Genomic DNA, 22,188 nt, shown 5'->3' with positions numbered 1-22,188 from the left:
TGGCGAATAAATTGCGACATTTAGCGTGCAGTGATTTTCAGGATCGCCTTGCCCCGTTTTTTTATGGGCTTTCGCATAGTAGGGTGAAAAAACACTGCCTACAAAAGCAATAATGACAATGCCATGTTGGCGATCATCGCTCAGGGCATCGAGATACCACCAGAGATAAGCTCCTTTCCCGAGGGCTTGATCAAACCGAGGTGACCCATCAGGGTTGCGGCCGCCATGCGTCCCGATAGGGCGGCCATGGGCACTCCCGCCCCTGGATGGACGCTCCCCCCCGTTAGATAAAGGCCCGGAATAGTGCTCTGCGCGGCAGGCCGTTTGAAGACGCCCATCCAACCATGGCTGGCTGTTCCATAGAGTGCTCCACCCGTTGCCGGAAATAACTGACTGAAGGTATGCGGCGAAGTACGCGTTACCGTGTTGAAATTGGGATTGAGCTCGAGACCACATTGTTTTAATAAAGCGAATGCCTGACTTTCGCATGCTTCAATCTCCTCGGTAGTGAGTTCGGGTCGCGGGCTTAGGTGTGCTGGCGCATTGACTAAGCAAAAGATACCTTGTTCATGGGGATAATCAAGATGGACATCGGTTTGATCTTGCGCGCAAATATAAACTGTTGGCTGTTGAGGCAACTGCTGGCGAAGAAAAATGTCATCGAATTCAGCTTGATAGTTTGCATTAAAAAAGACAGTATGCCGTAGAAGCGGAAATCCTTTGGGTTTAGCTACCATCGACCAAGTTAAGGCGGAGAGTGATGGTGTCGCCTGGCGATCAATCGTGCTAGCATTTTTCAGTCCCGCACCCAATAAGCCCACTTGAAGCGCTCGGGCGTCGCCATTAAAAATAATCGAATGGGCGTAATGAACGTCATCATTATCAAGACGTACACCGCAGACGCGTCGATTATTCAATAAAATTTCAGTACATGGATGACCTGTTATGAAACGCACCCCTTTTTGTTCTGCAAGTCGTTGTAGGGTCTTCACTAAAGTAGACATACCACCGGCGACGCTCCAGACGCCTTGCATTTCTACTTCGGCAATGAGCATTAAAGTAGCAGGAGCCTCAAAAGGAGAGGAGCCACAATATGTGGCATAGCGCCCAAAGAGCTGACGCAAACGCGGATCATGAAAGTAGCGACCTAAAGTTTTCCAGAGATTGCTAAACAAGCCAATATCAAATAATACCTTTGAACCCGAAGTCCCTAAGCTAGCCATCATACTGCTCATGCTTGGCCGCCCAGAAAGCATGTATGGTTTTTTTAAGGCCTGATACAGTTGGCTAGCTTGACTACAAAAATCAAGAAAGCGGTTTGCTTCGGCTCGCGAAGAAAATTGTGCAATAGCTTCAGCTGATTGCATGCGGTCGGCAAATAAATCAAGCATCTCATCTTTACTCCATGCATGGCGAGCTAAAACAGCTAAAGGTGAAATCTGCATTTCATCTTCTAGGCTGGTGCCGGCTTGACGAAAAAGCTCGTCAAATACCCAGCGCATGGTGAAAACAGTAGGGCCTGAATCGATCGCTTGCTCACCGGCTTGAATCTGCCGAATTTTTCCACCTAAGGAGGATTCCTTTTCAATCACCGTCACTTCAAGCCCAGCACAAGCTAGTGCTAAGGCGCTAGCAAGGCCACCGATTCCACCACCAACAACAATAACTGTTGACTTATCCAAACGCGTGACCGCCCCAGCTACCTTGAGGGTTGATCGGCTTAAAGCGGGCAAACATCGATTCAGAAAAGTAATGATGAAGATGGGCTGCTTGAATCGCTTTTAAATGACTGCCTGAGCGGGCATAGTCATTCATAGCAACTTCAGATTCCCAAATCGTAAAGGTAGCCTGCCTTAAGAGTGGCGCCTCACCTACTCCCGCCGCCAGAAGACAACCTGAAGTGTGTTTTAGCTCGGTTTCAGCAGGCGGCGCTTTGCTCCAAAATTGTTGTGCATACCAAGGTTTAATCGAAGCTCGGGTGAGTGAGGCAATAGCCCCTGTTGGAATTTGGGCATCATAAATTGGCAGCGACTTACCCCCCCAACTGCCCTTGCAAGAGTAGGTCTGCAATTGCGTAGTAAAAAAATCATCGGCATGATCACGATACCAATGCAATAATGCCGACCCATGTAAAAATTGTTCGGCTTCTTGTTGGTTATTAAAAGCCGCAAAAATACCTTGATGAAGGGCGCTTGGCTTTACTGAGAAGCCCCCATTCACCCCTGATCCTAAGTATTTAATTAGTTGTAAGCCAGGTACAGACCCAAGTTGATAACGGCCAAACATTAGCTTGGCAATACCGCTCAATTTTGCATCTTCAGCGATTTTGACTAAAGCCATGATTGCCACTGGTGCACCCATTAGATTGGACACTTATTGCTCCAAATCATTCTCTTTAGAGCCGTCATTAAGACCAAATTTTCTCAGTTTGATATAAAGACTTTGGCGCGATAAGCCAAGCATTTCAGAAGCAGCTACGCGATTACCTCGTGATAAATCAAGCGCAGCCTTAATACATAACTCTTCAATTAAATCGGTAGTTTCATTCAGAATTTCTTTTAATGGTAGGCGACCAACTAGTTGGGTTAACTCTTCATTCGACCGCGAGATACCTTCACCAACTTGATATTGGGGCCGAATGCGGGAGCCAACCTCGCGTATTGAGAAGCCGATACAGGTTTTGGGGCTAGCCATAGCAGACGCAGATATTTCAACAGGATGAAAAGTTCCAAAGGCATCACGAATGGCAGTTGCGAATAATTTAATAGTTCGTTCTGCTTGTAAATTAGATAGCATCACCTTTAAATCAATGCTGGCCCGTTCGAGCCAAATCTCCAGCGATTCATGGAGTAGCTGCTCTGGCTTTTCGACCATAATCATTTTACGAAAAGCATGATTAGTACTCATAATCATGCCCTGTAAATTGGTAACCACAAAAGCATCAGCTGAATTTTCCAAGGCAAATAAAGCGAGCGCTTGACTACTATTAATTCCAGCAATTTCAGTATCTTGTACTGTCTTCATGGTGATCAAAATTAAGGATTGATTTGCGCTTCGAAAGGGCGCTGCAATTAAAAATACATTACTGCTATTAAAAGTTGCATTGAATTCAATTTTTTCGCTACCATAGCTAGCTTTGGTTAAGGCCGTACGTACGGCATCAAGATCTTTTTTAGCCAAGTAATCAAGAAAAGATTTTCCAATAATTTTTTTTATGGGTTCCCCCACAATTTCAACAAACCGAGCATTTGCTTCTAAAATTTTAAAATGAATACTATCTATAACAATATTTTCACTAGAGGCAATTTCAAATAAAATACGATTACGCGTTTCCATTTCCCGCAGACGCGCATGGTCGAGCTCGATAGTTTGTTGGGCATCAATTAAGCGTTGCTGTAATAAAGATACCTCACGCAAATCTCGGTACAAAGCCACAATTCGCCGACTACTGGGTAAATAAATAGTGGCACAGAGAAATGGCAAATCAGTGGCCCCAGGAATAGCAATATTGATTTGTCGCAGTCGTGAAGTGCCCGTTTCTTTTGCGTCTTTAAGTAGAGTTTTAACTTTAATACGACTTTCGATCGAAACTGTGTCTTCCCAGTTTTGTCCTACCCAAGCTTGAAGATTTTTACTGTAGAGCTCAGAATTGCCGAAGGCCAAACCTAGAATGATGCCTTGCTCATCCATCACAATCGCTAGATCTGACCCAGCTTGAATGACCGTTGCTACCTCCTGTGGCGCGAGCGAGCCAATATGAAGGAGGGGATTTAGGGTTGATGACGACAAGACATGCCTTGGTGGACTGATTTAACCCACTATTTTACTAGGCTTGCCGCCGTTTTAATGGCTTCATCAAGATCACTAGTGCAGCTATCGGCACTCGATTGATCAAGTAATTGGGGCTGCGCTCTAAAAAGTGCACCGCCAACCATAATGTGTAATTGAGGGTTTAAAGATTGACTACGAATGAGTGGGATCATTTTCTCTAGCTCATCCCAATGCTTAAAGGTGGAGATGGAAATAGCAACAAAATGGAAAAAAGCCCCTTTAACAGTATCTAGAATTTCTGCTTTACTAATTTTAGGCGCTGCTAAAACATTCCAGCCATGTTGAATCAGGTTTTCAGCTAACAGAAATACGCCTAGCGTATGTTGCGAATGAGGCATTGCAAAGGCAAAGGCATGACCTTTAGTTTGATAGTGAAGGTCTGCTTGCGTATGAAAAAGCGGATTAAGCTCACGCAAAATAGCTTGCAAATGACCGATTGCTATAGTTGTTGAGCCAAACGTACAGGCGTCAACCTCCCAGAGGTACTCTAAATTTCTTGCCGCATCAACCGCTAAGCTATAGTAAATTTCATTAATTGAGCAACCCGAATGACATAAGCGTAAAGCGTAATCACGACACTCGTTATAGGAAGTAGTTAGTAATAAGATCGAAAACTGACTAATTTCATGAGCAGAAACATGCCGCGGCAATTGGGTAATATTTTCTAGTTTTAACTTTTTAATATTTGCATGATCGGCCAATAAACGGGGTAATACCTTTTTTTCAACCACCATCTTGAGATAACTGGGTTTAGCACGCCGGTTTTTTTGCAGTGCATTTGGCGCAAGATCGGAAGCCGTGGACATTTCACATGTTGGTAAAGGTCGATTGAGTGCATCCACATAAACTCCAGTCATTGAGGTGAAAATATTGCACCGCAACAATTATTTAAGCTTGAGTCCGTCCAAGACTTGTGCGCTATACCCATAGATTACGCAATTAAGAGCCCAACTGTCAAATTTTATTTACATCAACTAGGGGTAGATACCTAGTGGGCTAAAAAACAGAAAAAGCGTAAACTTTTGTTTACACATTGAGCAATGGAAGCCCCTGGTTAAGCGTCATGGCAAGAACTTATGAACCCCTCTATACCCCTGCCCAACGGCTGAGGCGGGACCGCACTAAATGGACTTTAGTGCAGGGCTTATTGGCGCCAGTTCAATTCGTCGTTTTTCTGGTTAGCCTGTATCTGGTGGTGCGGTTTTTAATGACTGGTTCTGGAGAAGATGCAGCTAATATTTCGGTATTAATAAAAACTTTTTGTCTTTATACCATCATGGTAACGGGCTGTATTTGGGAGAAGGTGGTCTTTGGTAAATATCTCTTTGCTAAAGCATTTTATTGGGAAGATGTATTTAGCATGTTGGTCATTGCCCTTCATACTGCTTATGTTGTGTGCTTAATGATGGGCTTATTAACAGAGCAGGAATTAATGTATTTAGCTTTGGCGGCTTATTTCACGTATGTTATTAATGCTGGGCAATTTATTCTGAAATTACGGGCCGCACGCTTACAGGAAAAACGCCAAATGAACCAAGGGCTACCAGCATGAGTGCTGTCATTTCCCCGCCTGTCGAACGGCAAGTGTTGCCAATTATTAAAGAGCGCGGGCAGCGCGAAGTCTTTTGTGGTTTAACTGGAATCATCTGGCTACACCGCAAAATCCAAGATGCATTCTTTTTAGTAGTAGGCTCACGCACTTGTGCCCACTTAATTCAGTCGGCAGCTGGCGTGATGATTTTTGCTGAACCTCGTTTTGCCACGGCAATTATTGATGATCGTGATTTAGCTGGCTTAGCAGATGCGAATGAAGAGCTCGATCGGGTAGTAGCAGAGCTATTAGAACGGCGTCCCGATATCAAACTCCTTTTTTTAGTGGGCTCTTGCCCATCTGAAGTCATTAAATTAGATCTAGCCACTGCTGCCCAGCGCCTTAGTAGAAATTTTATGCCGCAAGTGCGCATTCTGAATTACTCAGGAAGCGGTATTGAAACAACTTTTACGCAAGGCGAGGACGCTTGTTTGGCAGCCTTAGCTAAAGATATTCCACTACCTACTGCTGCTCAGTCACAAGCGCCAGCGGAGTTATTGGTCGTGGGGTGCCTAGCTGATGTGGTCGAAGATCAATTTATTCGCATCTTTAAAGATTTAGGAATTGAACAGGTGCGTTTTTTCCCACCCCGTAATTCAAGTAATGTGCCAGTCGTTGGTCCGCATACCCGTTTTTTATTGGCGCAACCTTTTTTGGCAGATACCGCGCGAGTACTAGAAGAGAAAGGTGCACAGCGGCTTGAGGCGCCATTTCCACTTGGGGTTGAAGGGACTGAAAAATGGTTTGCTGCTGCTGCCTTGGCTTGGCAGGTTCCAGCAGAGCAATTTGAACTAGTAATCGCGCCTAAAAGGCAGCGGGCAAGCTCAGCCTTAGCCCGTTTTAAAACACAATTAGCCGGCCAAAGCATTTTTTTCTTTCCTGATTCACAATTAGAAATTCCATTAGCGCGTTTTTTACATCGGGAATTAGATATGGTATTAACCGAGGTTGGCGTGCCCTATTTACATCGTCAGCATATGGCCAGCGAATTGGCCCTCTTGCCCGAGGGCGTGCAATTATCTGAGGGGCAAGATGTTGAGCGCCAACTGGATCGGTGTCGAGCGATTAAACCAGACTTAGTCGTTTGTGGTTTGGGTTTAGCTAACCCGCTAGAGGCGGAAGGCATTACTAGCAAGTGGTCAATTGAATTGGTTTTTACACCCATCCAAGGCTTTGATCAGGCTGCCGACTTGGCTGAATTGTTTGCGCGTCCGCTCTTACGTCATTTGAAATTGGCCGCCTAATATGCAACTAACCTTATGGACCTACGAAGGACCTCCGCATGTGGGAGCGATGCGAATTGCAACCGGCATGGAGGGTGTGCACTATGTACTGCATGCGCCCCAAGGTGATACCTATGCTGATTTATTGTTCACCATGATCGAGCGTAATCATCGTCGTCCACCCGTTACTTACACCACTTTTCAAGCCCGTGATTTAGGTAGCGACACAGCTGAATTATTTAAAGAGGCAGCGCGCAATGCCTACGAACGGTTTAAGCCAGAACTCCTTATGGTGGGATCTTCATGTACCGCTGAATTAATTCAAGATGATCCTGGTGGTTTGGCTGCCGCACTGAATTTACCCTTACCAGTTTTGCCCTTAGAACTTCCTGCCTATCAAAAGAAAGAAAATTGGGGCGCAGCAGAAACGTTTTATCAAATGGTGCGTTTATTAGGCGCTGAACATGCTTTAGCACCTGGTGTGAAAAGAACCCCCCGACTCGCCAATCAAAAGCCACGTTGTAATATTTTAGGCCCAACTGCTTTAGGTTTTCGGCATCGAGACGATGTGACCGAGATTACCCGCTTACTGAACCAGATTGGCGTTGAAGTAAATGTTGTTGCACCATTAGGCGCAAGACCAAGCGATATTGCCCGTTTGCATGAGGCCGATTTCAATGTGGTGCTCTATCCAGAAATTGCCAATTCGGCGGCGCAATGGCTAGCGCGTAACTTCAATCAAGCTAACACTAAAACTATCCCGATTGGCTTTAAAGCCACGCGCCAATTTATTGAAGAAGTTTGCACTTTAGCTGGTATTGAGTGCGATGTAGACGCGCTAGTCAATAATTCACGGGCGCGTTGGTATGCACTCTCGGTTGATTCAACCTATTTAACTAATAAACGGGTTTTCATCTTTGGCGATGCCACCCATGCCATCGCTGCCGCTAAAGTAGCGCATGAAGAAATGGGCTTTCAAGTTGTAGGTTTGGGTACCTATAGCCGTGAATTAGCCCGCGAGGTTCGTGAGGCTGCTACTTTGTACGGCATTGAAGCCTTAATCACAGATGACTATTTGACGGTTGAGCGAGCTATTGCTGAACTACAGCCTGAATTAATTTTGGGCTCGCAAATGGAGCGACACATTGCTAAACGCCTGAAGATTCCTTGTGCGGTTATTTCAGCCCCAGTTCATGTACAAGATTTTCCAGCACGCTACTCGCCACAAATGGGCTTTGAGGGTGCGAATGTGTTGTTTGATACTTGGGTGCATCCATTAATGATGGGCCTAGAAGAGCATCTTATTGGGATGTTTAGAGGCGATAGTGAATTCCATGAAGAGGCGATGCCTTCTCATTTGGGTCATGGCTCGACACTAGAGCGGAAGCCTGAGACAGAAACTCGTATGACTACAAATTCGCAAGAGTTGATTTCAATTTGGGATGACGAGGCGCAATCGGAGTTGAAAAAGATTCCATTTTTTGTGCGCGGTAAAGCTAAACGAAATACCGAACGTTTTGCTTTGGAACAGGGCGTACAAACAATTTCGATTGAAACACTTTACGATGCAAAAGCGTATTACAGCCGCTAATGTGCGGATAACCTAGGGGATTTACCATGGAAGTAACGAATATACCAATTAGCCAAACTGGACGAGTACGGCCACCAGATGGCGAGGGAAGTGTGCAAGTTGAACTTGACCCGAGCGTCAAAATTGGCAAAGCAAAAGTATTCGCGGTTTACGGTAAAGGCGGCATTGGTAAAAGCACTACTTCCTCGAATTTATCAGTAGCCTTCTCCAAATTAGGTAAGCGCGTTATTCAAATTGGTTGCGATCCAAAGCATGATTCGACTTTTACCCTCACTAAAAAATTAATGCCTACGGTGATCGACGTTTTAGAGCGGGTTGACTTTCATTCGGAAGAGTTACGGGTCGAAGATTTTGTTTATGAAGGTTACAACGGCGTGATGTGTGTTGAAGCAGGTGGGCCACCGGCTGGTACTGGTTGCGGGGGCTATGTCGTTGGTCAAACGGTTAAATTACTAAAAGAACATCACTTACTCGATGATACCGACGTGGTAATTTTTGATGTGCTTGGTGATGTGGTGTGCGGCGGGTTTGCTGCACCCTTGCAACATGCTGATCGCGCTTTAATTGTAACTGCCAATGATTTTGATTCCATCTTTGCCATGAATCGAATTGTGCAAGCAATTGGTGCTAAGGCGAAAAATTACAACGTGCGTTTAGGTGGTGTGATCGCTAATCGCAGTAATGCTACTGATCAAATCGATAAGTTTAATGAACGGGTGGGCTTGAAAACGATGGCCCATTTCCCCGATTTAGATGTCATCCGTCGTAGTCGCTTAAAAAAATCGACCTTATTTGAGATGGAAGATTCACCAGAACTAGAAGCAGTAAAAAAAGAATATATGCGTTTGGCTGCAGCGCTTTGGGTTGGCACCGCACCATTGCCAGCTGAGCCAATGAAGGACCGCGATATATTTGATTTACTGGGCTTTGATTAATAAAGGCTGGGCCATGCAACATCGCTCTTATGTCGATAAACGCAATCAACTAGAACAGTACTTTGATCGTACTGCGGTTGAGGCGTGGGCAAGACTAACTACATCAGCCCCAGTAAGCGGCATTCGTGCAACGGTGCGGGCGGGTCGTGATGAGATGCGTAAGACAATATTGGCCTACTTACCTCTTGATTTAACCGGTAAGCGCGTGCTTGATGCTGGCTGTGGCACTGGTTTATTAGCAGTCGATTTAGCACGCCGGGGCGCGCGCGTGATGGCGATTGATATTTCTCCTACCCTGGTGCAATTGGGTCGAGAACGCGTGCCGACCGATTTGGGCACAGGCTCAATTGAGTTTCTTGCGGGTGATATGTTAGACCCCGCCTTAGGGGAATTTAATTATGTGGTGTGTATGGATTCGATGATTCATTACAACCGTGCAGACATTACTAAGGCCTTAGGCTTACTGGCAGCACGCACGCACCAGGCAATTATATTTACCTTTGCCCCAAAAACCCTATTCCTAGCAGCCCTAATTAGTGTGGGACGGTTATTTCCTCGCGGCGATCGCGCCCCTTTCATTGAACCGGTAGCAGAAAAAAAACTTGCCAAGTTAATCGAGATGGGTGAAGATTTAAGCGCATGGCAAATTATTGGCAGTAAAAAAATCTCTCGCGGGTTTTATAAATCACAAGCCATGGCTTTAGGGCGACAGTAAACCAGATCATGCGTTTTCAACCTCGCTTCCCTCGTCTCAGCTCACGCTTTATGCCATTTGCGGATGTCGCCACGGCTGAATTACCCTTGAGTCGCCTCTTGCGTTTATCCCTATTTCAGTTCTCAGTGGGTTTGGCAGCAGCTTTATTAATTGGCACGCTCAATCGCATCATGATTATTGAGTTGCATGTCAGCGCAGGTTTAGTGGCTTTAATGGTGGCACTCCCTTTATTGTTTGCGCCATTTAGAGCCTTAATTGGCCATCGCAGCGATCGCCATAAATCTGTTTTAGGTTGGCGTCGGGTGCCTTATATTTGGATTGGTACGTGGTTGCAATTTGGCGGCTTAGCGATCATGCCCTTTGCGTTAATTTTACTTTCAGGAGATACGCATTGGCCCATGTGGTTTGGTGAAGGTGCATGTGGTTTGGCCTTTTTATTAGTTGGAGCCGGCATGCAAACTACACAAACTGCTGGACTCGCTTTAGCGTGTGATTTAAGTACCCCCAGCCTTCGCCCAAGAGTAGTTGCTTTAATGTATTTAATGCTTTTAGTGGGTATGGCAGCTAGTAGTTTAGTTTTGGGATTTCTTTTAATTGATTTCACACCAGTGCTATTAATTAGGGTGATTCAAGGCGCCGCTAGCCTCACCTTAATTTTGAATTTAATTGCTTTATGGAAACAAGAGGCACGGCAGCCGCATTTAACTGCCCCGCATTTGCCACGCAAAAGTTTCAGTGAGTCGTGGAAATTATTTTCTGCGCAAAAAAAAGTGCTGCGATTTTTATTGGCCCTAGGCATTGGAACCGCCGCATTTAGTATGCAAGATATTATTTTGGAGCCCTACGGAGCTGAAGTCCTCCACTTATCTGTTAGTTCTACCACTGTACTGACTTTTATAACGGCGCTAGGCGCAATTTGCGCTTTTGCCTTGGCCGCTAAATGCTTGAATCGTAGTATTGAGGCTTATCGCTTAGCTGCAATTGGCGCCCTATTAGGTATTCTGGCGTTTACTTGCGTCATTTTTTCTGAGCCATTACAGTCGCCTTGGCTGTTTCGTTGTGGTGCCTTCCTCATTGGTTTTGGCGGCGGCTTATTTTCCGTCAGCACCTTAACTGCGGCAATGTCATTTGAAACCGATGATATGAATGGGTTGGTATTGGGAGCTTGGGGAGCAGTACAGGCTACGGCTGCGGGCTTGGCGATTGCTTTAGGCGGCTTAATTCGCGATTTAATTTCAAGCTTAGCCCAATCAGGGCTATTGGGCTCTGCCCTTGACTCTAACGCAACAGGCTACAGTTTTGTGTATCACCTCGAGTTTTATTTACTATTTGCCACTTTAATTGTGCTCGGGCCCTTAGTCGCATACCGGCCGACCAAGATGATGGCAGAAAGTACCGTTGATAAAAAGTTTGGTTTAGCTGAATTACCAGGGTAGTGGATGCTTGTAAGTTTGTTTAATTAAAAGGAAATTGATTATGGGAACCGGAGCAATTACACAATATGTTGATTTAGCGCAACTCATACTTTATGTGTTTTGGGCATTCTTTTTCGGCTTAATTTATTACCTTACGCTTGAAAGTAAGCGTGAAGGCTTTCCCTTGGAATATGACCAAGCTGGCAAGATCAGGCGTAATCCGGGTTTAATTGGCATGCCCCCGCCTAAAGTATTTAAAACTCAATTTCATGGTGATGTGCTTAATCCGCGCTCAGAACCATTAGATGTTATTAGCAATGCGCGTCCCGCGCACCGTTTTAATGGCGCCCCACTTGAGCCCATTGGTAATCCCATGTTAGCCGCCGTAGGTCCTGGCTCGTATGCCAATCGCCCCGACTATCCAGATGTAACTTTTGAGGGCCAGCCAGTGATTGTGCCCATGCGTATTTTGCCGGGCTTTGCAGTTGCGAAACCGGATATCGACCCCCGGGGCTTGCCAGTAATTGGTGCTGATGGCGCACGCGGTGGGGTCATTAAAGAGATTTGGGTTGATCGTGCCGAGATGGTGATTCGTTATTTAGAATTAGAAACAACTGCTGAAAATGGTAGTCGCAAGGTGATGCTACCAATGAATTTTGCGCGTGTACAGAGTAAGAAAATTGCAGTCGAGTCTATTTTAGGAAAGCAGTTTGCAGAAGTGCCCACAATTAAAAGTCAGGACCAAATTACCATGCTCGAAGAAGAGCGGGTTATGGCGTATTACGGCGGCGGAACCTTGTATGCCACCCCCGAACGGCGAGAGCCCTTAATATGAAATTGCTTCACCGCTCGCCAGAGCATGAATTTGAGTCAAGCTATGGCTTACCAGAAGCCTTGCCAGCTGGCGAGCAAATTTTATGGCAGGGTAGCCCCAATTGGTTTTCATTGGCGCGTCATGCTTTCCACCTGCCCGCTTTAAGTGCTTATTTTAGTTTCATTATTTTGGCCAAAATTATTTCGGTTGCACTAGGTGATGTGGCTTGGTCCGCCGAGCTGGGCAGTATTGCATTAGTGATTGCTTTATCTTTACTAGGCTTAGGTTTAGTTGCGTATTTAGCTTATTTAGCAGCGCAAACAACGGTTTATACCCTTACCAATCAACGCGTTGTAATGCGAGTAGGCATTGTTCTCACAGTCAGTTTTAATTTACCTTTCAAGCGTATTGTGCGTGCCGATATCCATGAGTTTGCTGATGGCACTGGTAATATTCCTTTGCAATTAGCGGCTAGCGACAAAATCGCCTATTTTCATTTGTGGCCGCACGCTCGTCCTTGGTATTTTGCTCACCCTGAACCCATGCTCCGCAGTATTCCCAATGTCACTGTCGTTGCTCAGCAACTAACTAGCGCATGGCAGACTGTTCATACCAATCAGGCGATGAGTAATGTCAGTACCGGTAATGCATTTGCTGAGTTGGCAGTAGAAGAACAAGTCGCATGAGATTGACCTTGGAACCTAAATTAATTCCCAGGGGTATGGGAATTGCGGTAATTTCAGTCATGCTGCTCACTTTTACTTGGGTCGCCATGGTCAGTTTGCAGGGTCATGATATTGGTGAACCATATGCTCCCACTCAACAAGTTCGCCAATTACGCTTTGAAGATCGTGCCGATGGATCGATTGCAGTCATTGAGTTCATCAGTGGGCAGCAAATTGATAGCGTGGTTGGTGAGAGTGGTTTTGTAAGGGGCGTCTTGCGTGGCTTAGCGCAAGAGCGAAAGCGTGAGGGTTTTGATAGCTCAAGGCCTTTCGAATTAATTGGCCATACCGACGGTCGTCTAACTTTGATTGATCCAGTAACGAAACGTAAGGTTGATTTGGATTCATTCGGGCCAACTAATGCTGAAAATTTTTTACGGATGTTGACAAAGCCTGTTAAGGAGCAGAAATAATGGAAGTCAAAATGGAGAGTGTGGAAACCTTGCTCGGCTCGCAAATGAGCAAAACAGCCCAGTTAAACTCATCGACCGAGCGCGCACTCGAAGACGCTGTATTAAGCCCGCGTTTTTACACTACAGATTTTGCTGAAATTGATCGAGTCAAGATCGATAGCTTACGCCGTGAGTGGGATGCACTGATGGTTGAATATGAGGCTGATACCAACAACGATCACTTCCAGCGTCCTGCCGACATGGATAAAGATTATTCAAAAGTAGATCCCGAGCTCTATGATGAATTCGTTGACTTTTTAATTAGCTCAATTACATCTGAATTTTCAGGTTGTATTTTGTATGCCGAAATTAAACGCAAAGTAAAAAATGAAGATATGCGTACCTTGTTTGGCTATATGGCCCGCGACGAAAGCCGCCATGCAGGATTTATTAATCAGTGGCTCAAAGATTTTGGGATAGGGATTGATTTGGGGTTTTTAGCAAAAACAAAAAAATATACTTACTTCAAGCCAAAATTTATCTACTATGCCACTTATCTTTCAGAAAAAATTGGCTATGCGCGTTACATTACGATTTTTAGGCAAATTGAGCGTAAGCCCGAGTTGCGTTTTCACCCGATATTTTTATGGTTTGAAAAATGGTGTAACGATGAGTTTCGGCATGGTGAATCATTTGCCTTAATCATGCGTGCAAATCCAAAATTACTAACCGGCATCAATAAATATTGGATTCGCTTTTTTATTTTGGCAGTCTATGCCACGATGTATGTACGTGATCATTCACGCCCCCAGTTATATAAGGCATTACAGATTTCACCTGCCGACTATGATCGCCAAGTTCTGCAAATTACCAATGAAATTACTAAGCAAGTATTTCCGGTGACCTTGAATCTCGATGACCCACGTTTTTATCAGGGCTTGGAGCGAATGTTAGCGCTGTTTATCCGCATGGAAGCAGTAAAAAAACAGTCAACTTGGTTTAAAAAAATACATGTTGCATGGTTGGGCGCACAAGTTGGTATTGAGTTTATTCGCGTCTATTTTTTGCCAGTGAACGACAATGCCTTGCCTAGTTCAGTGCGGATGGTGCCGACTTGGTAAGTCATTTTAAAAAATCATGAGTATGTATCTCTGGCCACTGCTTTTTACTATCTTTGCTTGGTGGTTTGGCACCGGTATTATTTTATTTTTGAACCAACGCTCTCCGACAACGTATCAGGGAACTTTTTGGTTGAGTGGATGCGTCATGCTATTTGCCATTGTTGGCATTAAAACCAGCAGCTCTATGGATACTGTAGCCGCCGCTTATTGCGGTTTTACATGTGCACTATTAGTATGGGCTTGGCAGGAAATTGGTTTTTTATTGGGTTTTATAACGGGCCCACGGCGTATTGCTTGCCCACCCGAAGCTAGGGGGTGGAAGAAAGTAGGCTTCGCCTTTCAAACCATACAACATCATGAAATAGCCCTGATTGTGTTGGCAATTGTGGTAACGGTAGCGAGTTGGGGTGGGGTAAATCAAACCGCTTTTTGGACATTTATTATTTTATGGATCATGCGCCAGAGTGCTAAGTTGAACTTATTTTTAGGGGTACTAAATCTCAACGAAAATTTTTTACCGAACCATCTGAAATATATTCATAGCTATTTTTCGCGCAGCTTAATGAATCCTTTATTGCCGATTTCGGTTATTGCTGCGACGGTAGTGGCGGTGCCAATTTGGCAGGCCGCTTTTGCGGTTGGAGCCAGCCCCTATCAAATTACCTCCTGCACTATCTTAGGAACCTTGTTGTCTTTGGCGATTCTTGAACATATTTTGATGGTACTACCCATTAGCTCTGAGGGATTATGGAGATGGAGCTTTCGCGCCTAGCACCTATGAGCCTCAGCCGCATCTGGCCATCGGGCAGTGCTGCCCTTGAGCTTTTAAAACCCATTACTTGGTTTCCGCCGATGTGGGCGTTTGCTTGCGGTGCAATTGCTGCAGGTGTCCCATTTTCCGGGCACTGGCCAATATTGTTAGCCGGCATTATTTTGGCTGGGCCCCTAGTGTGTGCAGCAAGCCAGGCGGTAAACGATTGGTTTGATCGACATGTGGATGCTATTAATGAGCCGCAAAGACCCATTCCCTCGGGCAGAATGCCCGGCTATTGGGGGCTTTATGTGGCCATCATCTGGACTTTACTTTCTGCGGTATTAGGCTATTACATTAGCCCCTGGGCCTTTATTGCAACCCTCGTTGGCTTGGGCTTGGCTTGGGCTTATAGCGCTCCGCCTTTGCGCCTAAAACAAAATGGTTGGTGGGGTAATGCGGCATGTGGACTTGCCTATGAGGGTATTGCTTGGTTCACCGGCACTGCAGTGATGATGGGTGATGCTATGCCGTCAAAGGCATCGATTATGCTGGCGGTTTTGTATAGTATTGGGGCCCACGGCATTATGACCTTGAACGATTTCAAGGCTATCGACGGAGATCGTCAAATGGGTGTGCGGTCTATACCCGTGCAACTCGGTGTTCGTGGTGCAGCAATCAATGCTTGTAGCTTGATGTTATTTCCACAAGCGATCATTGTGCTCATTTTATTTGCATGGGATATGCCTTGGCGCGCTCTTGTTATTGCGAGCTTAATGCTAGGACAAGGCGTGATGATGCTATATTTTTTGCGTGACCCCATTAAGCGCGCTTTATTTTTAAGTGGTTTTGGCGTGCCTTTATTTGTTGCTGGAATGATGGTTAGCGCTTTTGCTGTATCGAATTTAAATTAATGCCTGAAGGATAAAAGTATGAATTCGTATGAACTTTTTGATGCCGTCGTCGTTGGCGGCGGTCCAGCAGGTGCAACTGCTGCAGGCGATTTGGCGCGCTTAGGTCATAAGGTGTTATTGCTTGATCGAGCGGGTCGTATCAAGCCATGCGGGGGTGCAATACCGCCGCGACTCATTCAAGATTTTGAAATTCCAGATGAGCTCTTGGTTGCGAAAGCAAAGTCAGCGCGCATGATCTCACCCAAAAATAATAAAGTCGACATTCCAATTGAAGGTGGCTTTGTGGGAATGGTTGATCGCGATCAATTTGATGAGTGGTTGCGGGTACGCGCAGCGAATGATGGTTGTGAACGGCGTGTTGGTAATTTTGAAAAATTGTCACGTGATACCGATGGGGTCAGCATTGTTCACTACATGGTTCGCTCTAGTAATAAAAATGAGCCCAATACCTCAATGGCCGTGAAGGCAAAAGCAATTATTGGCGCTGATGGCGCTAAATCTGGCGTTGGTCGGGCTGCTATCCCCAGTGCCAAAGACGTTGAATATGTTTTTGCTTATCATGAAATTGTGCGTACCCCCGATCTGCCGCCGGCAGATTTTGATGGTTCACGCTGCGATGTTTTTTATCAAGGTACGATCTCTCCCGATTTTTACGGCTGGATTTTCCCTCATGGCAAGACGATGAGTATTGGCACTGGTAGTGCAGACAAAGGGTTTTCATTACGTAGTGCAGTGGCTGACTTAAAAAAAATTACTGGCCTCGAAAATATTGAAATGCTGCGTCATGAAGGTGCACCGCTACCGATGAAGCCGCTAAAAAAATGGGACAACAATCGCGATGTGGTGTTAGCTGGTGATGCAGCAGGAGTGGTGGCACCAGCTTCGGGCGAAGGTATTTATTACGCCATGGTTGGTGGGCGCTTGGCGGCTGAGTCAGTGAGTGAACTTTTATTGACCAATAATCCGAAGAGTCTAGCTAAGGCACGTAAGCGTTTTATGCGTGAACACGGCAAAGTCTTTTTGGTGTTGGGGATTATGCAATGGTTTTGGTATATCAGCGATAAACGGCGCGAGCGCTTTGTAAAGATTTGCGAAGATAAGGATGTGCAAAAACTCACTTTTGACGCGTATATGAATAAAAAGCTCGCAAAACGCGATCCTTTAGCGCATATTCGCATCTTCTTTAAAGATCTGGCGCACCTTTTTGGTTTGATTAAGGTCTAAAGTTTATTTGCTAAGGGTGTAAAGTAAGTTATGACTATGTTTAGAAAACCCGTTATCGTTGCCCTTATTTGGGGGTTATCCGTTGCTATTTTAGGTGGCTGGGCAACCAATTTAGACGCTTGGTATCACGCCTTAAAAGAACCCTTTTGGAAACCGCCCGATTGGTTATTTGGGCCTATTTGGTCGGCTATATTTATCTGTTCTGGCACGGCCTGGGTCATCGCTTGGGATCGAAATCCCGCCCCCACAGCGGTGCGCCACCTAAGCCTTTTATTTGTACTAAATGGGCTCTGTAATTTACTTTGGAGTTTTTTATATTTCCGCCTAGAGCGACCTGATTGGGCTCTTTATGAGGCTAGTCTTTTATGGCTATCGGTATTGGCAATTATCTATACCACTCGCCACTATTCACCAAAGTCGAGCTTACTAATGTTGCCTTATTTAATTTGGGTAAGCATTGCCATTGTTTTAAATTGGGATACCGTTCGACTTAATGGCCCCTTCGGCTAGTTGAGCATTTAGTGAAGCAGATTGTGATTGTGGGCGGTGGTGCTGGCGGCCTTGAGTTAGCTACTCGTCTTGGTAATACTCTAGGCCGCAAAGGCAAAGCGCGGATCATTCTGGTAGATAAGAACCGTACCCATATTTGGAAGCCAAAACTGCATGAGATTGCTGCCGGTAGTATGGATTTAGGCCAGCATGAAGTTGACTATATGGCGCAAGCCCATTGGCACCATTTTGAGTATCGAATTGGGGAAATGACTGGCCTTGACCGCGCCCAACAACTCATTTTCCTCAATCCATACTTAGATGAAGGCGGCCATGAAGTGATGGGAGCGCGTAAATTGCGCTACGATATTTTGGTACTTGCAGTTGGTAGCCTAACGAATGACTTTGGCACTCCAGGGGTCGCTGAATATGCCCTCAGACTAGAATCACCATTGGATGCTGAGCGTTTTCATACGCGCATGTTAAATGACTGTATTCGGGCGCAAGCGCAAAAGACACCGTTGAAAGCGGGCCAACTTCATGTTGCCATTATTGGCGCTGGTGCAACTGGCGTTGAATTGGCCGCAGAACTCTATCGCACCACGCGCGAAGTCGTAGCTTACGGCTTAGATCGAGTCGATCCAAATAAAGATTTACAGATTAATGTGATTGAGGCTGCCGATCGAATTTTGCCCGCCTTACCCGTGCGCTTATCACTAGCCACCGAAGTTTTGTTAAAAAACCTTGGCGTTGATGTGTATGTCAATTCGAAGGTGGCCGCTGTTTTACCCGATGGCGTACAGTTTGAAAATGGACAAATTTTGCCGGCCGAATTAGTGGTTTGGGCCGCGGGAGTGAAAGCACCTGAGTTTTTAAAAGACATGAATGGGCTGGAAACCAATCGCCTTAATCAGTTACAAGTATTACAAACTCTCCAGACCACTCGTGATCCTCGTATTTTTGCTATGGGCGATTGCGCTGCTTGTCCATGGCCAGAATCGCATGGTGGCAAGGGAGGTGTTGTGCCGCCGCGCGCACAAGCCGCACACCAGCAGGCAAATCATTTATATCAACAAATTCAACGGTGTTTGGTCGGCCAGGAACTGAAGCCCTACTATTACCGAGATTTTGGCTCCTTGGTATCGCTTGGTAAATTTAGTACGGTAGGTAATATGATGGGTGGGTTAATAGGCGGATCCATCATGATCGAAGGATTATTTGCTAAAATGATGTATTTATCGTTGTATAAATTACATGAATTGGCATTGCACGGTTGGGTAAAGACAACCTTAGATACTCTAGCGCGACTCATCACGCGGCGCACCGAGCCTCATGTGAAGTTACATTAATTATCTGCTATGGGTTGATTGGAGTGAAGGCAGATTACAGTCAAGACGGAAGAGAATGAAATGAAGATTTGTATAGTGGGCGGGGGTGGTGCAATTGGCGGGTATTTAGCGGTGATGTTAGCCCGAGCCGGTAATGAGGTAACGGTGGTCGCCCGTGGTGCAACCTTGCGCGCAATTCAAGAGCGTGGCTTGGCCCTCATTATGGAAGATCTGCCAGAGCCATTACACGCTGAAGTACGGGCGGTAGAAAAGTTGACTGAAGCAGGTAAGCCCGACTTGGTAATTTTGGCAGTAAAGGCGCATCAAGTAGAGCCGCTAGTAGGCGATTTAGTCAACATCATTGGCCCCGAGACAATTTTAATCCCCATGCAAAATGGCATTCCATGGTGGTATTTTCAGAAGCTTGCTGGGCCATATGAAAATCATTCGGTTGAGACAGTTGATCCAGGCGCAGCCATTATGCGGGCCATCAATCCAGCCAACATTATTGGTTGCGTCGTTTATCCGGCAACCGTAACTCAAGCCCCCGGGGTCATCCGTCACGTTGAGGGAACCCGCTTTCCCATGGGTGAGCTTGATGGCAGCAAGTCAGAGCGAATTCAACAGATTACTAACTTAATGGCTGAAGCGGGCTTCAAGTCACCTATTTTGGATGATATTCGTGCCGAAATCTGGCTTAAGCTTTGGGGAAATATGACTTTCAATCCCATTAGTGCGTTGACCCATGGTCATCTGGAAGGAATTTGTCAGTACCCTCTCACCCGCGAGCTAGCCCGAAACATGATGATGGAAGCTCAGCTCATTGGGGAAAAATTGGGCGTAACATTTCGGGTAGATATCGATCGTCGTATTGCCGGCGCCGAAAAAGTGGGTCAACATAAAACCTCTATGTTGCAAGATTTAGAAGCAGGACGAGCGCTGGAAATTGATGCCTTATTAGGATCGGTAATTGAACTAGGTCAAATTGTGCAAATACCTACACCCTGTTTGAGCAGTGTTTATGCTTTAACCAAGTTTTTAGATGTCAATGTGCAACATGCCAAGGCAAGCTTAGCTTTACCTTTTGCAACTGGGTATTAATACAAAGGCACCCGACAGAATTCTAGTGACGCTGCTTCGATAGCAAGGCAGCTTCAGTCACAACTAGGCAAACTGGTTGGTGAGGGTGCCAAGGCCCTCAATCACAATGCTAACTGTGCTGTCTGGTTTCATACTGCCTACCCCGATTGAAGTACCGCAGGCAATGACATCGCCGGCTTCAAGCGTCATCTGTTGGGATAGCAAGCTAACGAGTTTTGCTGGCGGGAAAATCATATCTGCCACGGGATAGTTTTGCCGTTCTTGATCATTCAAAATGGTTTGAATACGCAAGCTCAGCGGATCTATATCAGTCGTGATGTAAGGCCCAAACACCCCAAAGGTATCGAAGCTTTTAGCGCGCGTCCACTGGGCAAAGCCAGGGTCTTTTTGTAAAATTTCAATTGCGGTTACATCATTGATGCAGGTATAGCCAAAAATAGCTTCTAAGGCTTCAGTTTCAGTTAAGTCTTGTGATTTTTTACCAATCACAATTCCAAGTTCACCTTCATAAACTACTTTACCGCTATAAGATTTTGGTAGGCAAATAGTTTTACCGGCAGCAAGAAATGAGTTATTGCCTTTGAGAAAATAGAGCGGCTCAGCTGGCACAGCATGGGCTAATTTTTCAACCAAAGCATAAAAATTATCAACTAAAGCCACCATTTTTGAGGGCACACAAGGTATATCAAGCTCAACTTCTGCAAGCGCAAAAGATTCGCCTGTGGCCTGAGGGCGATCAAAAAGATTGCCTTCATACACCGAAATTTGGGCTTGATTTAATTGGCCAAAGTAGGCCTTGCCGTGATGATTAAAACGAAGCCATTGAGCCATATTATCAATTTATTCTCATAAGAATTAAGTGGTCGGAATGAGAGGATTCGAACCTCCGACCCCCTCGTCCCGAACGAGGTGCGCTACCAGGCTGCGCTACATTCCGTGTTGCTGAAGGTATTTTAGCGCGGCAGCTTAGGTTTGCCGATTTAGTGAATAGGCACACAAGGCTCGTAAGGCCGCAGTTGCTTCATTGTCAGGAAAATTACGAATTGTTGCCAAGGCTAAATTCGCTTCGCGCTCAGCCGCTTGGTGGGTATATTCCAGTGCACCTGAATCTTGCACCGCTTTTAATATTTGACTAAAAACATCGTCAGGTAGATCAGTGTTTTGGGTGATTGCTTCACGCACTAGTAAACGCTCGTCTTGACTACCGTTCTCTAACAAAAAAATCAGTGGCAAGGTCGGTTTGCCTTCACGTAAATCATCGCCAGCATTTTTGCCCATTTGTGCTGCATTGGCAGTGTAATCAAGCATGTCATCCATGAGTTGAAAGGCAGTGCCAATATGCCGACCAAAAGCGGCGGCTAACTCTCGATCAATTTCTGAAGAACGGGCTAATAAAGCACCCAACTCTGCCGAAGCCTCAAATAGTTTTGCGGTTTTATAGCGAATGACTTGCAAATAGCTTGACTCGCTGACCTCGGGGTCATTCATATTCAGTAGCTGTAACACCTCGCCTTCGGCAATCGTATTAGTAGCGTCCGAGAGGATTTGCATGATGCGTAAATCATTTGGTGTCACCATCATTTGGAAAGCGCGTGAATACAAAAAATCCCCCACCAGCACGCTAGCGGCATTACCAAAAGCAGCATTGGCAGTTTCGCGACCGCGGCGCAGGGTTGATTCATCGACAACATCATCGTGCAATAGGGTGGCGGTATGAATAAACTCCACTACGGCGGCGATCTCAAGGGTATGGGGGGTATCTTGACCATGCGCTAAGGCTTTTGCGGTAAGTAAGAGCAAGGTAGGCCGAATGCGCTTACCGCCGGCTTGGATAATATAGCTGGAAATTTGATCAATTAAGGCCACTTCGGAAGCAAGACGACGCTTAATCACCTCATCCAAAGCCTTTAAATCAGGGGCTATGGGGGCCAATATGGGGGCTAGATCGATGTTTTTGACACTGCTTATCATGCAGGATATAATAATGGGCTTAGCTAATCCTTGGTGGATTAGCCGCAAAAGTGATTA

Annotated in this window: 22 protein-coding genes and 1 tRNA gene; 16 read left to right on the top strand and 7 right to left on the bottom strand. The window is 45.6% G+C overall.

Going from position 1 to position 22,188, the window contains the following annotated elements:
- Nucleotides 1-140: 140 nt before the first annotated feature.
- The 4 genes from crtD to LZT22_RS00725 are packed head-to-tail and all read right to left on the bottom strand — an operon-like array spanning nucleotide 141 to nucleotide 4,688.
- The gene (gene crtD, locus LZT22_RS00740; protein ID WP_233923144.1) at nucleotides 141-1,733 is read right to left on the bottom strand and encodes a 1-hydroxycarotenoid 3,4-desaturase CrtD; all 1,593 of its coding nucleotides are present in this window, start codon (nucleotides 1,731-1,733) and stop codon (nucleotides 141-143) included.
- Complete coding sequence (locus LZT22_RS00735) at nucleotides 1,675-2,373, bottom strand: spheroidene monooxygenase (protein WP_233923143.1); 699 nt, start codon at nucleotides 2,371-2,373, stop codon at nucleotides 1,675-1,677. Before LZT22_RS00735 ends, crtD begins: the two co-directional genes overlap by 59 nt.
- Entirely contained in the window at nucleotides 2,374-3,789 is a 1,416-nt protein-coding gene (ppsR, locus tag LZT22_RS00730) for a transcriptional regulator PpsR (protein WP_233923142.1), read from the bottom strand.
- Between the two features lie 29 nt (nucleotides 3,790-3,818).
- Nucleotides 3,819-4,688 (bottom strand): B12-binding domain-containing protein, encoded by an 870-nt coding sequence (locus LZT22_RS00725; RefSeq protein WP_233923141.1) that lies wholly within the window; start codon nucleotides 4,686-4,688, stop codon nucleotides 3,819-3,821.
- 206 nt (nucleotides 4,689-4,894) lie between these two features.
- On the opposite strand from LZT22_RS00725, the gene bchF reads away from it, so the two are divergent.
- The 16 genes from bchF to LZT22_RS00645 are packed head-to-tail and all read left to right on the top strand — an operon-like array spanning nucleotide 4,895 to nucleotide 20,160.
- A complete protein-coding gene (bchF, locus tag LZT22_RS00720; RefSeq protein WP_233923140.1) occupies nucleotides 4,895-5,383 on the top strand; it encodes a 2-vinyl bacteriochlorophyllide hydratase in 489 nt (162 codons plus the stop codon).
- Nucleotides 5,380-6,666: a ferredoxin:protochlorophyllide reductase (ATP-dependent) subunit N gene (locus LZT22_RS00715; RefSeq protein WP_233923139.1), complete on the top strand. Its 1,287-nt coding sequence runs from the start codon at nucleotides 5,380-5,382 to the stop codon at nucleotides 6,664-6,666. The genes bchF and LZT22_RS00715 overlap by 4 nt, the downstream gene beginning before the upstream one ends.
- Before the next feature lies 1 nt (nucleotide 6,667).
- A complete protein-coding gene (gene bchB, locus LZT22_RS00710; protein WP_233923138.1) occupies nucleotides 6,668-8,236 on the top strand; it encodes a ferredoxin:protochlorophyllide reductase (ATP-dependent) subunit B in 1,569 nt (522 codons plus the stop codon).
- A 26-nt stretch (nucleotides 8,237-8,262) separates the two neighbouring features.
- On the top strand, nucleotides 8,263-9,171 hold the full coding sequence (bchL, locus tag LZT22_RS00705) for a ferredoxin:protochlorophyllide reductase (ATP-dependent) iron-sulfur ATP-binding protein (protein ID WP_233923137.1): 909 nt from the start codon (nucleotides 8,263-8,265) through the stop codon (nucleotides 9,169-9,171).
- 13 nt (nucleotides 9,172-9,184) lie between these two features.
- Nucleotides 9,185-9,886 carry a magnesium protoporphyrin IX methyltransferase gene (bchM, locus tag LZT22_RS00700; RefSeq protein WP_233923136.1) on the top strand — a complete coding sequence of 234 codons (702 nt, stop codon included), beginning with the start codon at nucleotides 9,185-9,187 and terminating at the stop codon, nucleotides 9,884-9,886.
- 8 nt (nucleotides 9,887-9,894) lie between these two features.
- Nucleotides 9,895-11,322, top strand: a complete 1,428-nt coding sequence (locus LZT22_RS00695; protein ID WP_233923135.1) for a BCD family MFS transporter — start codon at nucleotides 9,895-9,897, stop codon at nucleotides 11,320-11,322.
- A gap of 40 nt (nucleotides 11,323-11,362) precedes the next feature.
- A complete protein-coding gene (gene puhA, locus LZT22_RS00690; RefSeq protein ID WP_233923134.1) occupies nucleotides 11,363-12,136 on the top strand; it encodes a photosynthetic reaction center subunit H in 774 nt (257 codons plus the stop codon).
- The gene (gene puhB / locus LZT22_RS00685) at nucleotides 12,133-12,801 is read left to right on the top strand and encodes a photosynthetic complex putative assembly protein PuhB (protein WP_233923133.1); all 669 of its coding nucleotides are present in this window, start codon (nucleotides 12,133-12,135) and stop codon (nucleotides 12,799-12,801) included. Before puhA ends, puhB begins: the two co-directional genes overlap by 4 nt.
- The gene (gene puhC / locus LZT22_RS00680) at nucleotides 12,798-13,253 is read left to right on the top strand and encodes a photosynthetic complex assembly protein PuhC (RefSeq protein ID WP_233923132.1); all 456 of its coding nucleotides are present in this window, start codon (nucleotides 12,798-12,800) and stop codon (nucleotides 13,251-13,253) included. Before puhB ends, puhC begins: the two co-directional genes overlap by 4 nt.
- Nucleotides 13,253-14,353 carry a magnesium-protoporphyrin IX monomethyl ester (oxidative) cyclase gene (acsF, locus tag LZT22_RS00675; protein ID WP_233923131.1) on the top strand — a complete coding sequence of 367 codons (1,101 nt, stop codon included), beginning with the start codon at nucleotides 13,253-13,255 and terminating at the stop codon, nucleotides 14,351-14,353. The genes puhC and acsF overlap by 1 nt, the downstream gene beginning before the upstream one ends.
- A gap of 16 nt (nucleotides 14,354-14,369) precedes the next feature.
- A complete protein-coding gene (puhE, locus tag LZT22_RS00670) occupies nucleotides 14,370-15,125 on the top strand; it encodes a putative photosynthetic complex assembly protein PuhE (RefSeq protein ID WP_233923130.1) in 756 nt (251 codons plus the stop codon).
- Nucleotides 15,107-16,018, top strand: a complete 912-nt coding sequence (chlG, locus tag LZT22_RS00665) for a chlorophyll synthase ChlG (RefSeq protein ID WP_233923129.1) — start codon at nucleotides 15,107-15,109, stop codon at nucleotides 16,016-16,018. The genes puhE and chlG overlap by 19 nt, the downstream gene beginning before the upstream one ends.
- Before the next feature lie 18 nt (nucleotides 16,019-16,036).
- The gene (locus LZT22_RS00660; protein WP_233923128.1) at nucleotides 16,037-17,242 is read left to right on the top strand and encodes a geranylgeranyl diphosphate reductase; all 1,206 of its coding nucleotides are present in this window, start codon (nucleotides 16,037-16,039) and stop codon (nucleotides 17,240-17,242) included.
- A gap of 30 nt (nucleotides 17,243-17,272) precedes the next feature.
- On the top strand, nucleotides 17,273-17,752 hold the full coding sequence (locus LZT22_RS00655; RefSeq protein WP_233923127.1) for a TspO/MBR family protein: 480 nt from the start codon (nucleotides 17,273-17,275) through the stop codon (nucleotides 17,750-17,752).
- Nucleotides 17,753-17,763: 11 nt separating this feature from the next.
- Nucleotides 17,764-19,080, top strand: coding sequence for an NAD(P)/FAD-dependent oxidoreductase (locus LZT22_RS00650; RefSeq protein WP_233923126.1), 1,317 nt, complete (start codon nucleotides 17,764-17,766; stop codon nucleotides 19,078-19,080).
- 60 nt (nucleotides 19,081-19,140) lie between these two features.
- Nucleotides 19,141-20,160 (top strand): 2-dehydropantoate 2-reductase, encoded by a 1,020-nt coding sequence (locus LZT22_RS00645; RefSeq protein ID WP_233923125.1) that lies wholly within the window; start codon nucleotides 19,141-19,143, stop codon nucleotides 20,158-20,160.
- A 63-nt stretch (nucleotides 20,161-20,223) separates the two neighbouring features.
- On the opposite strand, the gene LZT22_RS00640 is transcribed toward LZT22_RS00645, so the two are convergent.
- The 3 genes from LZT22_RS00640 to LZT22_RS00630 all read right to left on the bottom strand — a co-directional run bounded on the left by LZT22_RS00640 (nucleotide 20,224) and on the right by LZT22_RS00630 (nucleotide 22,131).
- The gene (locus LZT22_RS00640; protein WP_233923124.1) at nucleotides 20,224-20,991 is read right to left on the bottom strand and encodes a fumarylacetoacetate hydrolase family protein; all 768 of its coding nucleotides are present in this window, start codon (nucleotides 20,989-20,991) and stop codon (nucleotides 20,224-20,226) included.
- 29 nt (nucleotides 20,992-21,020) lie between these two features.
- Nucleotides 21,021-21,097, bottom strand: a tRNA-Pro gene (locus LZT22_RS00635).
- A gap of 29 nt (nucleotides 21,098-21,126) precedes the next feature.
- The gene (locus tag LZT22_RS00630; RefSeq protein ID WP_233923123.1) at nucleotides 21,127-22,131 is read right to left on the bottom strand and encodes a polyprenyl synthetase family protein; all 1,005 of its coding nucleotides are present in this window, start codon (nucleotides 22,129-22,131) and stop codon (nucleotides 21,127-21,129) included.
- Nucleotides 22,132-22,188: the final 57 nt, after the last annotated feature.

The organism is Polynucleobacter sp. IMCC 29146 (assembly GCF_021395195.1).
GTDB lineage: Bacteria > Pseudomonadota > Gammaproteobacteria > Burkholderiales > Burkholderiaceae > Polynucleobacter.
The sequence above is the reverse complement of the archived record's forward strand: the minus strand, read 5'-3'. Positions and strand labels throughout refer to the sequence as shown.